This window comes from Microbacterium sp. H37-C3, from assembly GCF_027157935.1.
Classification (GTDB): domain Bacteria; phylum Actinomycetota; class Actinomycetes; order Actinomycetales; family Microbacteriaceae; genus Microbacterium; species Microbacterium plantarum.
Genome location: NZ_JAPVLR010000001.1, coordinates 595,072 through 608,386 on the forward strand (window position 1 = coordinate 595,072; position 13,315 = coordinate 608,386).

12 protein-coding genes and 1 tRNA gene are annotated in these 13,315 nt (G+C 69.7%); 6 read left to right on the forward strand and 7 right to left on the reverse strand.

Annotation, left to right across the window (positions count from 1 at the left end; translation table 11 throughout):
* Positions 1 to 10 precede the first annotated feature (10 nt).
* The 3 genes from O1W71_RS03000 (at position 11) to O1W71_RS03010 (ending at position 1,978) form a co-directional block, all read left to right on the forward strand.
* The gene (locus O1W71_RS03000; RefSeq protein WP_269266477.1) at positions 11 to 844 is read left to right on the forward strand and encodes a formate/nitrite transporter family protein; all 834 of its coding nucleotides are present in this window, start codon (positions 11 to 13) and stop codon (positions 842 to 844) included.
* A 179-nt stretch (positions 845 to 1,023) separates the two neighbouring features.
* Positions 1,024 to 1,105, forward strand: a tRNA-Leu gene (locus O1W71_RS03005).
* 51 nt (positions 1,106 to 1,156) lie between these two features.
* Positions 1,157 to 1,978 (forward strand): DedA family protein, encoded by an 822-nt coding sequence (locus tag O1W71_RS03010; protein ID WP_269266478.1) that lies wholly within the window; start codon positions 1,157 to 1,159, stop codon positions 1,976 to 1,978.
* Here O1W71_RS03010 and ku read toward each other — a convergent pair whose 3' ends face one another.
* Positions 1,979 to 2,956, reverse strand: a complete 978-nt coding sequence (gene ku / locus O1W71_RS03015) for a non-homologous end joining protein Ku (RefSeq protein ID WP_269266479.1) — start codon at positions 2,954 to 2,956, stop codon at positions 1,979 to 1,981.
* 61 nt (positions 2,957 to 3,017) lie between these two features.
* Between ku and O1W71_RS03020 the strand changes: the two genes are divergently transcribed.
* Complete coding sequence (locus O1W71_RS03020; protein ID WP_269266480.1) at positions 3,018 to 5,444, forward strand: ATP-dependent DNA ligase; 2,427 nt, start codon at positions 3,018 to 3,020, stop codon at positions 5,442 to 5,444.
* 58 nt (positions 5,445 to 5,502) lie between these two features.
* On the opposite strand, the gene rdgB is transcribed toward O1W71_RS03020, so the two are convergent.
* The 3 genes from rdgB to murI are packed head-to-tail and all read right to left on the reverse strand — an operon-like array spanning position 5,503 to position 7,693.
* Positions 5,503 to 6,096 carry an RdgB/HAM1 family non-canonical purine NTP pyrophosphatase gene (gene rdgB, locus O1W71_RS03025; protein ID WP_269266481.1) on the reverse strand — a complete coding sequence of 198 codons (594 nt, stop codon included), beginning with the start codon at positions 6,094 to 6,096 and terminating at the stop codon, positions 5,503 to 5,505.
* The gene (gene rph, locus O1W71_RS03030; RefSeq protein ID WP_269266482.1) at positions 6,093 to 6,824 is read right to left on the reverse strand and encodes a ribonuclease PH; all 732 of its coding nucleotides are present in this window, start codon (positions 6,822 to 6,824) and stop codon (positions 6,093 to 6,095) included. Before rph ends, rdgB begins: the two co-directional genes overlap by 4 nt.
* Positions 6,825 to 6,856: 32 nt before the next feature.
* A complete protein-coding gene (gene murI / locus O1W71_RS03035) occupies positions 6,857 to 7,693 on the reverse strand; it encodes a glutamate racemase (protein WP_114587995.1) in 837 nt (278 codons plus the stop codon).
* Positions 7,694 to 7,772: 79 nt separating this feature from the next.
* Between murI and O1W71_RS03040 the strand changes: the two genes are divergently transcribed.
* Entirely contained in the window at positions 7,773 to 9,095 is a 1,323-nt protein-coding gene (locus O1W71_RS03040; RefSeq protein ID WP_269266483.1) for a nicotinate phosphoribosyltransferase, read from the forward strand.
* Positions 9,096 to 9,152: 57 nt separating this feature from the next.
* On the opposite strand, the gene O1W71_RS03045 is transcribed toward O1W71_RS03040, so the two are convergent.
* The 3 genes from O1W71_RS03045 to O1W71_RS03055 are packed head-to-tail and all read right to left on the reverse strand — an operon-like array spanning position 9,153 to position 12,411.
* Positions 9,153 to 9,419 carry a DUF3039 domain-containing protein gene (locus O1W71_RS03045; RefSeq protein ID WP_023951164.1) on the reverse strand — a complete coding sequence of 89 codons (267 nt, stop codon included), beginning with the start codon at positions 9,417 to 9,419 and terminating at the stop codon, positions 9,153 to 9,155.
* Between the two features lie 23 nt (positions 9,420 to 9,442).
* Positions 9,443 to 10,978, reverse strand: coding sequence for a hypothetical protein (locus tag O1W71_RS03050; RefSeq protein WP_269266484.1), 1,536 nt, complete (start codon positions 10,976 to 10,978; stop codon positions 9,443 to 9,445).
* Positions 10,954 to 12,411, reverse strand: a complete 1,458-nt coding sequence (locus O1W71_RS03055; protein WP_269266485.1) for an ABC transporter ATP-binding protein — start codon at positions 12,409 to 12,411, stop codon at positions 10,954 to 10,956. Before O1W71_RS03055 ends, O1W71_RS03050 begins: the two co-directional genes overlap by 25 nt.
* A 206-nt stretch (positions 12,412 to 12,617) precedes the next feature.
* Between O1W71_RS03055 and O1W71_RS03060 the strand changes: the two genes are divergently transcribed.
* Positions 12,618 to 13,310 carry a phosphocholine cytidylyltransferase family protein gene (locus O1W71_RS03060; RefSeq protein WP_112614328.1) on the forward strand — a complete coding sequence of 231 codons (693 nt, stop codon included), beginning with the start codon at positions 12,618 to 12,620 and terminating at the stop codon, positions 13,308 to 13,310.
* Positions 13,311 to 13,315 lie beyond the last annotated feature (5 nt).

A 13,315-nucleotide genomic window follows, 5' to 3' on the forward strand; every position in this document is an offset into this window, starting at 1 on the left:
CGGTGATCCCGTGCTCACGATCCCCGAGGCGCTCGCCGCTCAAGCCGAGAACGGCCGACACAAGGCGGACGGGCTGCGCTCCCCGGCTCGCTTCACGGTGTCGGGCATGCTCGCCGGCGCCTACATCGGTGTCGGGGTCGTGCTCATGGTCACGGCAGCCGGGCCCCTCTTCGCGGCGGGCTCGGGCTGGGGCAAGCTCGTGTCGGGACTGGTGTTCGGGGTCGCCCTGACGATCGTCGTCATCGCGGGCGGCGAGCTCGTGACCTCCTCGATGATGACGATCCCCCAGGCGGGGCTCATGAGGGCCGTGCCGCGGGGGCGCGCTGCCGGGGCGATGCTGTGGACGTTCGGCGCCAACCTCGTCGGATCGGTCGTATTCGGAGCGCTGATCGTCGCGTCGGGGGTGCTGCACAGCAACGCTGCGGCCGGCGCGATGATCTCCGACATGCTCGCTGCGAAGGTCCATGAGTCGCCGTTCGAGCTGTTCGCCCGCGGCATCCTGTGCAACGTCCTCGTCTGCGTCGCGATCTGGATGACGGTGCGGCTGAGCAGCGAGACCGCCCGCATCCTGGTCGTGTTCGCCGCGATCCTCGCGTTCATCACCTCCGGCTTCGAGCACGTCGTGGCGAACATGACCACGTTCACGATCGGTCTGCTCTCCGGCGACCCGTCGGCGACCGTGGGCGGCTTCGCCCTCAACCTGCTGCTCGTCGGCGCCGGGAACCTCGTCGGCGGCGGGCTCGTCGTCGGCGCCGGGTACTGGTTCGTCGGCGGCTCCCCGCGACTCGCTGAAGCCCCGGCGTCGCTCCTTTCAGCGAGGCCGGGAGCGTCCCGCACGCCATAGCGGCTCAGCGAGGTCGGACATCGTCGCTCGACGCGAAGGCCCTGGCGCGCGGTTCGGGTGTGCGCACCCACTGAGGCGGCCACGTGCGCCGGTGCACCGTGGTCGCTTCGCCGTCTCGGCGAATTCGGGGGTTATCCGGACGGATTCGCTTATCGCTGACGCCTAGACTGAACCCGTCCGCGGGAGTGGTGGAATTGGCAGACACGCAGGATTTAGGTTCCTGTGCCTCACGGCGTGTGGGTTCAAGTCCCACCTTCCGCACGGATCGGGCGTTCGCCCGCCCTCGCGTCATCCTCTCCCGACGGGAAACTCGTGCATCAGATCGCCCTCATCCCCTGGCTCGACCCCGCCACCATCATCAGCGCGGCGGGTCCGTGGGCTCTGCTCGTGGTGTGCTTCATCATCTTCGCCGAGACGGGACTGCTCGTCGGCTTCCTGCTTCCCGGCGACACGCTGCTGATCATGGCCGGCCTGCTGTCGAACCCGGTCACGCACGCACCCCACGGAGTCTTCGGGATCAACGTCTGGATCGTCGGTCTCCTGATCGGATTATCGGCCTTCCTCGGCGGTGAGGTGGGCTACGTGATCGGTCGCAAGGGCGGTCCCGCCGTCTTCGAGCGCAAGGAATCGGGCCTGTTCAGTCGCCGCAACGTCGAGCGCACGAACGCGTTCTTCGAGCGATACGGCGGCGTCACCGTCATCCTCGCCCGCTTCGTGCCCATCGTCCGCACGTTCGCGCCCGTCGCCGCCGGTGTCGGCAAGATGCCGTGGCATCGGTACTCGCTCTACAACCTCATCGGGGCCGTCATCTGGGGCTTCGGCCTGACCGTGATCGGCTACCTCGTGAGCCTCATTCCCGGCGTCGGCGAGTTCGTCGCGAAGTACATCGACGTCATCCTGCTCGCGGCCGTCGTCGGCACCGTCTTCTTCATCGTGTGGCACTACTTCGCCGAGAAGCGCAAGGCGAAGAAGGAGATGGCCGCGGGGCCCGACGAATACACCGACGCCGACGAGGCGCGCGAGCTCGTGCTCGACCCGGAGGTCTTCCGCGAGCACGGCCACGGCGCTCCGCACGCGCACCGCCCCGACGGGTCCACGACCGACACCGACCGGCGCACCGACCCGCGGAGCTGATCAGGAGGCTTTCGCGCTCTTCTTCGCCGGAGCCTTCTTCTCGGCCGGCTTCTTCGCGGGAGCCTTCTTCGCGGGAGCCTTCTCGTCCGTGTCCTTCTTCGCGGCGCTCTTCGCGGTGCCTTTCTTCGCGTCCGTCTTCGTGCCGGAGCGCCTCGCGTCGCCGCCGTCCGACGTCTTCGAGCCCCCGCCACGCGCCGCACGGCTGCGCTCGACACTCGCCCGCAGCGCCTCCATCAGATCGATGACCTCGCCGCCCTCCTTCTCGGCCTTCTCACCGAAGGTCTCCGAGGTGTCGAGGGCGTCGCCCTTCTCGAGCTTGGCGTCGATGAGCGTCCGCAGCTCCTCCTGGTACTCGTCCGTGAACGCCTCGGGATCGAAGTCGCTCGAGAAGCTCTCGACGAGGGATGCCGACATCTCGAGCTCCTTCGCCGAAATGCGCACAGACTCGTCGAGGGCGGGGAACGCCGCCTCCCGAACTTCGTCGGCCCACAGCAGCGTCTGCAGCACAAGCACATCACCCCGCACGCGCAGCGCGGCGAGCCGCGTCTTCTGCCGCAAGGAGAACCGCACGATCGCGGTCCGGTCGGTCTGCTCGAGCGTCTTGCGGAGCAGGACGTACGACTTCGGCGAGGAGGAGTCGGGCTCGAGGTAGTACGCCTTGTCGAGCGTGAGCAGGTCGATCTGATCGCTCGGCACGAACTCGACGACGTCGATCTCGCGGCTCCGCTCGGAGGGCAACGACGCCAGATCCTCTTTCGTGAGCACGACGGTCTGCTCGCCGTCGTCGTAGGCGCGATCGATGTCGGCGTAGGGCACGACCTCGCCGTCGATCTCGCAGATGCGCTGGTAGCGGATACGCCCGCCGTCGGCGTTGTGCACCTGGTGCAGCGGCACGTCGTGGTCCTCGGTCGCCGAGTAGACCTTCACCGGCACATTGACGAGCCCGAAGGTGAGGGCGCCTTTCCAGATCGATCTCATGCACGAAGTACACACCGCAACCCCTCACCGACGCCAGCGGGTGGCGCAATAGCCTGTCGGCATGGCAGGAGAGCAGACGGTCCAGGTCGACGGCCGCCGGCTGCGCCTGTCGAACCTCGACAAGGTGCTGTACCCGAGAACGGGCACCACGAAGGGCGAGGTGATCGACTACTTCTCGCGCATCGCGCCGCTGATGCTGCCGCATCTCGACCGGCGCCCGGTGACACGCAAACGCTGGCCCGAGGGCGTCGAGCAGCCGGACTTCTTCGCGAAGGCCCTCGAGCCCGGCGCCCCGTCGTGGCTCCCCCGCCTGCCGATCGATCACTCCAGCGGGTCGAAGGACTACCCCCTCGTCGAAGAGGTCGCCTCGCTCGTCTACCTCGCACAGGTGGCGAGCCTCGAGCTGCACGTCCCGCAGTGGCGCTTCACCGACGCCGGCGAACGCGGCGCCCCCGACCGGCTCGTCCTCGACCTCGATCCCGGCCCCGGCGTCGGCCTGGCCGAGTGCGCCGAGGTGGCGCGGTGGGTGCGCAGCATCCTGTCGGACATGGGCATGGAGTTGTTCCCCGTCACGAGCGGCAGCAAGGGCATCCATCTGTACGCTCCGCTCGCCGGCGCGCAGACGAGCGAGCAGGCCTCCGCGTTCGCCAAGGAGCTCGCCCGGGCGCTCGAGGCCGACCACCCCGACCTCGTCATCAGCCAGATGACCCGCAGCGCCCGGGCGGGCAAGATCTTCCTCGACTGGAGCCAGAACAACGGCTCTAAGACCACCATCGCTCCCTACTCACTGCGTGGCCGCGACGAGCCGACAGTGGCCGCACCACGGACGTGGGACGAGCTGGACGACCCCGACCTGCGCCATCTGCGCTTCGACGAGATGCTCGAGCGCGCCCGTGACCTCGGCGACCTGCTGACGCCCCTCGCGCCCCGGCGGACGGCACCGCTCGCGCCCTACCTCGCCAAGCGCTCCGCGGACCGCACTCCCGAGCCGATGCCCGAGGCGGTGTCGGTGAGTGCGTCGGGGGTTCCGGGTACCGGCTCCGCCGGCAAACCCCGGTTCGTCATCCAGGAGCATCATGCTCGCCGCCTCCACTACGACCTGCGACTGGAGCGGGATGGCGTACTCGTCAGCTGGGCCGTGCCGCGCGGCATCCCGGAGACACCGGACCGCAACCATCTCGCCGTGATGACCGAGCCGCACCCGATGGAGTACCTGACCTTCCACGGCGAGATCCCGGCCGGCGAATACGGCGCGGGAACGATGACCATCTGGGACACCGGTCTCTACGACCTCGAGAAGTGGCGCGACGACGAGATCATCTTCACGCTTCGAAGCACGAACGGCGGAGGGGCAGCCGATGCGCGCCTCGTGCTCATCCGCACCGGCGGGTCGGGTGAGAAGTCGCAGTGGCTGCTGCACCGGATGAAAACCGACGTCGCGGATGCGGCAGGCGCGGCGAGCCCCGGTTCTCCAGCATTCGAGACAGCGGCGTCGTCGCTGGGCGCGGCGGGTCCGGTGCCGCCCATGCTGGCCGTCTCCTCGTCGACCGGGCCTGCCCGCGCGGCCGCGGAACGGTGGGGTCCCTGGGTCGAGTTCAAGTGGGACGGAGTCCGGGCGATCGCCTTCTGGGACGGCAAGCGGATGCGGTTGTACGCGCGAAGCGGTACCGACATCACCGCACGCTACCCCGAGCTCACCGACGCAGATGCCGATCTCGGCTTGGGCGACATGGCCCTCGTCCTCGACGGTGAGATCGTCGCGCTCGACGAGGCGGGCCGGCCGAGCTTCCCGCTCCTGCAGAACCGGATGCACCTCACCAAGGCCCGCGAGATCGCCCGAGAACCGGCTCGGACTCCGGCCGACTTCTTCGTCTTCGACCTGCTGCGCCACGGCGACCGTGATGTCACTGATCTCCCACTGCGGGAACGTCGTCGCCTGCTCGAGTCCGCCTCGGCGCGAGCACGGCCTCCGCTGGCCGTGCCGCCGGTGGCGGATGACCTCGACGCTGCGCTCACCGTGGCCCGCCAGCTCGATCTCGAGGGCGCGGTCGTCAAAGACCCGTCGTCCCGCTATCGCATCGGCGTCCGCACCGAAGAGTGGCTCAAGGTCAAGCTGACGCAAACGCAGGACGTCGTCGTCGGTGCCATCCGGCCGGGCAAGGGCGCCCGACGGGGCGGCATCGGGTCGCTGCTGCTGGGCATCCCCGACGACGACGGGGCGCTCCGGTACGCCGGCCGCGTGGGGTCAGGGTTCTCGGATGCCGAGCTGACACGGCTCACCGCGGCCCTCGACCCGCTCCGCACCGATCGGAATCCGTTCGTGGGTGTCCCAGCGGCCGACGCATCCGATGCGCTGTGGGTGCGACCCGAGCTCGTCGGCGAGGTCGAGTTCGCCGAGTTCACCCCCGGCGGCATCCTGCGCCATGCCCGGTGGCGCGGCCTGCGGCCGGATCGAGCGCCCGGCGACGTCCGCCGCGACGACGGCTAGGCTCGCCCGTCGGCCTAGCCCCGGCCGTCGGCCGCTGGTGCGCGCGTGGCCCGCGGGATCAGAGCGAGCGCAGCAGCTCGGTGAGCGCTACGAAGGCTCGCGCCCGGTGCGACGCGGCGTTCTTCTCCGCGGCGGACCACTCCGCGACGGTGCGAGCGGGCCCGGACTGTCCGTCGGGAACGAAGACGGGGTCGTATCCGAAACCGCCCTCGCCCGCTGCCTCGGTCGCCAGCCGGCCCGGCCAGACGCCCTCGACGACGTGCTCGGCGTCACCGTCGACGAGGGCGATGACCGACACGAACTGCGCGGTGCGACGCGGGTCGGCGATGTCGGAGAGCTGATCGAGCAGCAGGGCCGTGTTGGCGGCGGCATCCTTCTTATGGCCGGCCCAGTAGGCCGAGAAGGCGCCCGGGGCTCCCCCGAGGGCGTCGACGCAGATCCCCGAGTCGTCGGCGAGCGCCGGCAATCCCGTGTGCGCCGCTGCGGCCCGGGCCTTGGTCAGCGCGTTCTCCGTGAAGGTGACGCCGTCCTCGACCGGCTCCGGACCGTCGTAGCCGATGACTTCCAGATCGGGGCGCACCGTCGCGACGATCGCGTGGAACTCCTCGACCTTGTGCGGGTTGTGGGTGGCCAGGACGATGCGGCCGGTCATGCCAGCGTCGCCGCCTGAATGTCGCGCAGCTGCGCGCATCCGTTCACACCGAGCTCGAGCAGCGCGTCGAGCTCGCGCTTGTCGAAGGGCGCGCCTTCGGCGGTGCCCTGCACCTCGACGAAGAGCCCGCGGCCGGTGACGACCACGTTCATGTCGGTCTCGGCCCGCACGTCCTCGACGTAGGCGAGGTCGAGCATCGGCGTTCCGTCGATGATCCCGACCGACACCGCCGACACCGAGTCGACCAGCGGCGCGGAGCGCTGTGCGATGAACTTCTGCGACCGGCCCCACTCGATCGCGTCGGCCAGAGCGACGTAGGCCCCGGTGATCGCGGCGGTGCGGGTGCCGCCGTCGGCCTGCAGCACGTCGCAGTCGATGACGATCGTGTTCTCGCCCAGCGCCTTCGTGTCGACGACGGCGCGCAGGGCCCGGCCGATGAGACGCGAGATCTCGTGCGTCCGCCCGCCGACCTTGCCCTTGATCGACTCGCGGTCGTTCCGGCTGTTCGTCGCGCGCGGCAGCATGGCGTACTCGGCCGTGACCCAGCCCTTGCCCTTGCCCGTCAGCCAGCGCGGGACGCCGTTGGTGAACGACGCCGTGCAGAGCACCTTCGTGCCGCCGAAGCTCACGAGAGCCGATCCTTCGGCATGGGCGCTCCAGCCGCGCTCGATCATGACGGTGCGGAGCTGGTCGGCGGTGCGCCCGTCGGCGCGCAGGGAATCGGTCATGAGGGGGTCTCCGATCGGACGGCGGATGAGGGTCAGGATGCGGGTGGGGCGAGCTTGGGCAGCACGATCGCTCCGGTCTGGACCATGCGGACCGACGGCACGCCGCGACCCATGAGCCGGTCGGCCAGGTTCAGGAAGTCGTCGCCGGAGTCGCCCGTGGCCTCGTAGACGTGACGGGGCACCGCGTCGTCGTTCGCGAGCAGGCCGCGGGAGACCAGCTGTCGGTACACGTCCTTCGCCGTCTCGGAGTCGCTCGACACGAGCGCGACGTCGGGGCCCATGACGTAGCTGATCGCGCCTTCGAGGAAGGGATAGTGGGTACAGCCCAGGACGAGCGTGTCGACCCCGGCGTCCCGGAGCGGCGCCAGGTACTCCTCGGCCACGGCGAGCACTTCGGGAGACTGCGTGATGCCCGCCTCGACGAACTCGACGAACCGCGGGCAGGATGCCGCGAACACCTCGAGGCGCTCGTTGACCTCGAGCATGTCCTGATACGCGCGGGATGCGATCGTGCCGATCGTGCCGATGACGCCGATGCGGCCGTTCCGGGTGGTGGAGATCGCCGCGCGCACGGCAGGGTTGATGACCTCGACGACCGGGACGTCGTAGCGCTCCCGCGCGTCGCGCAACAGGGCCGATGAGGCGGTGTTGCACGCGATCACGAGCATCTTCACGCCCTCGTCGACCAGAGTGTCGAGGACCTCGAGCCCGTAGCGCCGGACGTCCGCGATGGGCTTCGGGCCGTAGGGCGAATGAGCCGTGTCGCCGATATAGAGCAACGACTCTCGCGGCAGCAGCTGCGAGATCGCCCGTGCCACCGTGAGCCCGCCCACACCCGAGTCGAAGATTCCGATGGGCGCGTCATTCACGATCATCGAGCCTACCTGGCGTCGCGCCCTCACATCCCGAGGCGCTGCAGCGGGATGCGGCGTCGCTACAGTGGCACACATGGCCTCCAGCGCTCTGCTCACCGACCGTTACGAGATCACGATGCTGCAGGCTGCGCTGCGCGACGGCACCGCCGATCGGCACTGCGTGTTCGAGGTCTTCGCGCGCCGGCTCCCGGGCGGGCGGCGATTCGGCGTCGTCGCGGGCACCGGGCGACTGCTCGAGGAGGTCGAGAGCTTCCGCTTCGGCGACGAGGAGCTGGAGTTCCTGCGCGAGCACGGGGCGCTCGACGAGCAGACTCTCGCGTGGCTCGCCGACTACCGCTTCACGGGCACGATCACCGGATACCGCGAGGGCGAGCTCTACTTCCCCGGCTCGCCGGTCCTGACCGTCGAGGGCACCTTCGCCGAGGCAGTCGTGCTCGAGACCCTCGTGCTCAGCATCCTCAACTACGACTCCGCCGTCGCCACGGCGGCGGCGCGTATGGCGATCGCCGCCGGTGACCGCCCGCTCGCCGAGATGGGCTCGCGTCGTGCGCACGAGCGCAGCGCGGTGGCTGCGGCCCGGGCCGCGCACATCGCGGGCTTCGGCGCGACCAGCAACCTCGAGGCGGGCCGCACGTGGGGCATCCCGACCATGGGCACCGCCGCACACGCCTGGACGCTGCTCCACGACACCGAGGAAGCGGCCTTCCGCAGCCAGATCGACGCTCTCGGCGTCGATACCACGCTGCTGATCGACACCTACGACATCACCGAGGGCGTCGCGACGGCGATCCGAGTCGCCGGTACCGGCCTCGGCGGCGTTCGGATCGACTCGGGCGACCTCCCGACCGTCGCAGCCGACGTCCGCGCGCAGCTCGATGCGCTCGGCGCGCGCGACACACGCATCACGGTCACGAGCGATCTCGACGAGTACGCGATCGCGTCCCTGGCGGCATCCCCCGTCGACGCATACGGCGTGGGGACGTCACTCGTCACCGGCTCGGGCACCCCTACAGCGGGCATGGTGTACAAGCTCGTCGCGCGGCAGAACGATGACGGATCGTGGCTCTCGGTCGCGAAGGCGTCAACGGACAAGGCCTCCCACGGCGGTCGCAAGACGGCGTTCCGTGCGCTCGACGGCGGTACGGCCAAAGAGGAGGTCGTCGTCGTCTCCGACGGCTTCGAGCCGCTCGACACCCCTGCCGAGCACCCCGACGCGCGCGCACTGCAGACGACGCTCTTCTCGGATGGGCGTGCTGTGACCGAATGGATCGGGGCCGCCGGGGTTCGCGCCGCCCGCGCCCACCACGCCAGCGTGATCGAGGAGATGCCGGTGCGCGCTCTGGCGCTCAGCCGATCCGAGCCCGCGATCCCCACGGTTTACCGCGACGCCGATTGAGGTCGCCGCGTCGACTGGGCCCACAACGCCGACAACGCCGGGTCCAGCGACGACGCGTCAGCGCGTCATCGACTCGTAGATCTCCTTGCATGTCGGGCAGACGGGGAACTTCTCCGGATCACGACCCGGCGTCCACTTCTTGCCGCACAATGCGCGCACCGGCTTGCCGGTGATCGCCGACTCGAGGATCTTGTCCTTCTTGACGTAGTGCGAGAACCGCTCATGGTCGCCCGGCTCGATCGTCTCCTCGCGGATCAGCTCTTCGAGCTCGCGGTCGAGGGTCGCGAGACCGCCCTGGTCGGGAGAATCGAGAGGAGTGCTCATGCGGGAATTCTATCGGCGAACGATCAGGTCGTCTCGGCGAATGCCATCAGCCGGTCCCCGCGGCGGTCGAACAGCAGACCCCCGATGAGGATGCCGACTGCGAGCACAAGCAGCCCGACCCCGAGTCCGGTTCCGAGAGCCCACCACTGCGCGTGCGCCTCCCCCTGCAGGAACCGCCAGGACCACCACAACGCCGGCGATGCGGCGAGAAGCGCGCCGACCAGCACCGCGCCCTGAGCGACCCCGCCGCCCGTGCGCTGGGGCTGCTGGAACGGACTGTCTCCGTGCCGGGCGACGGCGTAGGGAGCAAGGACGGACGACACCGACGAGAGGCCGAGGCCACCGAAGAGCAGCGCGGAGCACACCCCGACCATCACCGGCAGAACGTTCCAGTCGCCGTGGATGCCGATTCCCACCGGGATCGCGATTGCGAGCAGCGGCAGTGCGACCAGGAGCAGCGGCACGAGTCGCCCGACGCGGTCAGACGCACCGCGCACAGCGCTCGAGATGTGCAGCCACACCGCCGAACCGTCGTACGCGAGGTCATTGTGGACGACCCAACCGAGCAGGAGGGCGATGAGCGGAGCGGGGATCAGCGCCGCGATCTCATGCGGCACGCCGACGATGATGAGAGGCACGACCGCGACGACGGCCGCGACCGGGATGATCGCGATGTCGACGAGGTACCGCGGATCACGCAGCCAATACACGAGAGAGCGCGCCGCCACCGCCCCTCCGGGCGTGCCCGGGGTGACGGTGAACCAGCCGAGTCCGCGGCGCTCACGGACGGATACGGGTCGCTCGGTGTGGGTGAGCATCCGTCGCACGATCAGGATCCATGCTGCGGTCAGCGCCGCGACAGACAGGACCGCGACGATGACGACGGCCGGACGCGGATCGAGGGGCAGGACCCACGCCGCCCCGACAGGTGTGACCGCGAGGGTCCTCACCGCAGCGAGTAGGGGGCCCGGAACGCCGTCGTCCCAGTCCAGCGATGCGAGGAAGACCGCGACCGGGATCGCGACCACCGCGATGCCGAGCAGCAGCAGCGTCGTCAGCTCGCGCGACCGGCGGTCGGCGAGCACGAGAGCGGCGACCCCGAGGGCTACTCGCGCGAGCAGGAGCTGGGTGACGACGATCAGCGCGGCGCCGAAACCCGCCGCTACCGGGTCGACGCCATGGGCGATCCAGGTCAGGGCGACGGCCACCGCGACCACGATCACGGCCGCCGAAGGCAGACTCAGCGGACTGGCCGCGGCGGTCGCGGCCGCGACGAGCCGCCAGTCACGGCCGGTCACGATGAAGGCGCGCGGATCGAGAGGGTCGCGAACGGGAGTGACCAACGGCACCACCGCGAAGCAGGCCGACACGGCCGCCCCACCGACCGCGAGCACCACCAGTGCGCTCGCGAGGGGCGCGTCCTGCAGGCGCAGGAGCGCGAGGACGATCGCACCGACCAGCACGACGGCCGCGGCCAGCGCTGTCAGAGCGCGGGCACGGTGGAATCGCAGCGCCCCGACCAGGACGTCGAACCTCAGTCGGAGAACGTGTGCAACCATTCGAGGCCCTCCACCGCGCTGGTCCCGCCGGCAAGTTCGAGGAACCGCTGTTCCAGCGTGCGCCCGTCCCGCACCTCGTCGACCGTCCCGGCTGCCAGGATGCGGCCGCCGACGAGAACGGCGACGCCGGAGCAGGCGCGCTGGACGAGTTCCATGCCGTGACTCGACAGGATGACGGTGCCGCCGTGGGCGACGTACTTCTGCAGGATGTCGAGGATGGCGGCGCTCGATACGGGATCCACCGACTCGAAGGGCTCGTCGAGCACGAGAAGGCGCGGCGCGTGGATCATGGCACCCGCGAGCATGACCTTCTTCGTCATGCCGGCCGAGTAATCCGAGACGCTGCGTCCGAGCGCGTCGGTCAGATCGAAGGCCGCAGCGAGGTCGTTGATGCGATTCTCGACGACCGCGGGCTTCAGTCCCCGCAGGACGCCGTAGTAGTACAGGAGCTGACGGCCGGACAGCCGGTCGAAGGTCCGCAGGCGGTCGGGCAGGACGCCCATCTGCCGCTTCGCCCTGGCCGGGTCTCGACGGATGTCGATGCCCGCGATCTCGACAGCCCCCTCGTCGGGACGGAGGAGTCCGGCGATCATCGACAGCGTGGTCGTCTTGCCGGCACCGTTCGGACCCACCAGCCCGTAGAACGACCCCGCGGGGATCTCGAGGTCGATGCGGTCGACTGCACGCGCCTCGCCGTAGGCCTTGGTGACGCCGCGCAGACGCAGCGCCGGGGGCGCGGCTTCCGTCCCCACATCAGCCACAGCATCGGCCGCCGGCGCGGTGACGACGGGCTCGGGGTCCGGCCTCGGCTCCGGCTCCGGCTCGGGTTCCGGCTCAGGCTCTGGCTCGGGTTCCGGCAGGGGCTCGGGCTCAGGTTCCGGTTCCGGCTGGGGTTCTGGCTCCGGCTCAGGCTCGGGCTCCGGCGAGGGCTCTGGCTCCGGCTCAGGCTCGGTCGCCGGGGCGCTCTCCGGTTCAGCCGCGTCCGTCGCTGCCTCGTCGTGCGGCTCAGCGGGCGCGGATGCCGCGTCGCCCAGGATCGCATCGCTCGATGCCATGCCATCCGGCTCCGCGTTCTCACGCGCGGCGTCCTCCGCCGGTGCCACAAACGCGGCCGCAGCGACGGCTGCGGGAATCTCAGGCTTGGGCGGCGTCGTACCCGCCGCGGTCGAAGCGCTCGCGGAGCGCGGCTTCCGCGGGGACTTCTTCGCCGCGGGTGCCCCCGGCGCGCGCGGCTTCCGCGGCTTCGCCGTCTTCACGGGGGACTCCTTGCGGTCCGTCGACGCTTCTTCGGGCGAGGCGGCAGCCGACGTCGCGGCGACCGCGAGTCCGGCCGCAGCGACCTCGGCGGGGATGTCCGGCAGAGGTGGCACAGAGGTATCGACAGGCGACTCGACACGCTTCTCGATCTGGGGGGCGGAGGTGTCGTCTGTCACCCCCCAAACCTATCAAGCGGGTGGTCGGCCCCACGGCTCGTCGTCATCAGCAAACACCGAGAATCGCGCTACCAGGAAGGTCACGAAAGCGCAACGGCTCCGAGTGTTCCGGCGAGCTCCCAGAAGCGGTCGCTACCATGAAAAAGACTCTGCCGGGGTTTCACCTCGGTGAATACTGATCTAACTCGTAACTTCAGGAGATGCTCGTGGGCCTTCAGATCGTGATCCTCGCCGCAGGGATGGGTTCCCGTCTGGGCCGCTCCCTCCCCAAGCCGCTGACCGAGCTGAACGACGGCCGGAGCATCATGCAGCAGCAGCATGACAACATCCGCGCCGCTTTCGGCGACGACGCGCGCATCACGACCGTCGTCGGCTACCGCGCCGAGACGATCGTCGACGCATTCCCGGATGTCGACTACGTCTACAACGCCCGCTACGACGAGACGAACACCTCGCAGAGCCTGCTGCGCGCACTCAAGGCCTCGGGCCGCGGCGGCGTGCTCTGGATGAACGGCGACGTCGTGTTCGACCCCCGCGTGCTCGGACGCGCCGTCTCGCTCATCGAGCGGGATCAGTCGTTCGTCACGGTCAACACCGCGAAGGTGAGCGACGAAGAGGTCAAGTACACCGTCAGCGGCGAGGGGTTCATCAAGGAGCTCTCCAAGACCGTCCGGGGCGGCATCGGCGAAGCGGTCGGCATCAACTACATCTCCGGGCGCGACAAAAAGGCTCTCATCGCGCAGCTCGGTCGTGTCGACGACCAGGACTACTTCGAGCGCGGACTCGAGCTCGCGATCGCCGAGAACGGCCTGCTGCTGGAGCCGATGGACATCTCCGACCTCTACGCCGTCGAGGTCGACTTCGCGGAAGATCTCGAGCGCGCGAACCTCTACGTCTGACCCCG

Bases quoted from the DNA above. Each gene is read 5' to 3' on its own strand.
- ku (WP_269266479.1), bottom strand. From the start codon at position 2,956: ATGAGATCGATCTGGAAAGGCGCCCTCACCTTCGGGCTCGTCAATGTG.
- O1W71_RS03020 (WP_269266480.1), top strand. From the start codon at position 3,018: ATGGCAGGAGAGCAGACGGTCCAGGTCGACGGCCGCCGGCTGCGCCTG.
- rdgB (WP_269266481.1), bottom strand. From the start codon at position 6,096: ATGACCGGCCGCATCGTCCTGGCCACCCACAACCCGCACAAGGTCGAG.
- rph (WP_269266482.1), bottom strand. From the start codon at position 6,824: ATGACCGATTCCCTGCGCGCCGACGGGCGCACCGCCGACCAGCTCCGC.
- O1W71_RS03040 (WP_269266483.1), top strand. From the start codon at position 7,773: ATGGCCTCCAGCGCTCTGCTCACCGACCGTTACGAGATCACGATGCTG.
- O1W71_RS03045 (WP_023951164.1), bottom strand. From the start codon at position 9,419: ATGAGCACTCCTCTCGATTCTCCCGACCAGGGCGGTCTCGCGACCCTC.
- O1W71_RS03050 (WP_269266484.1), bottom strand. From the start codon at position 10,978: ATGGTTGCACACGTTCTCCGACTGAGGTTCGACGTCCTGGTCGGGGCG.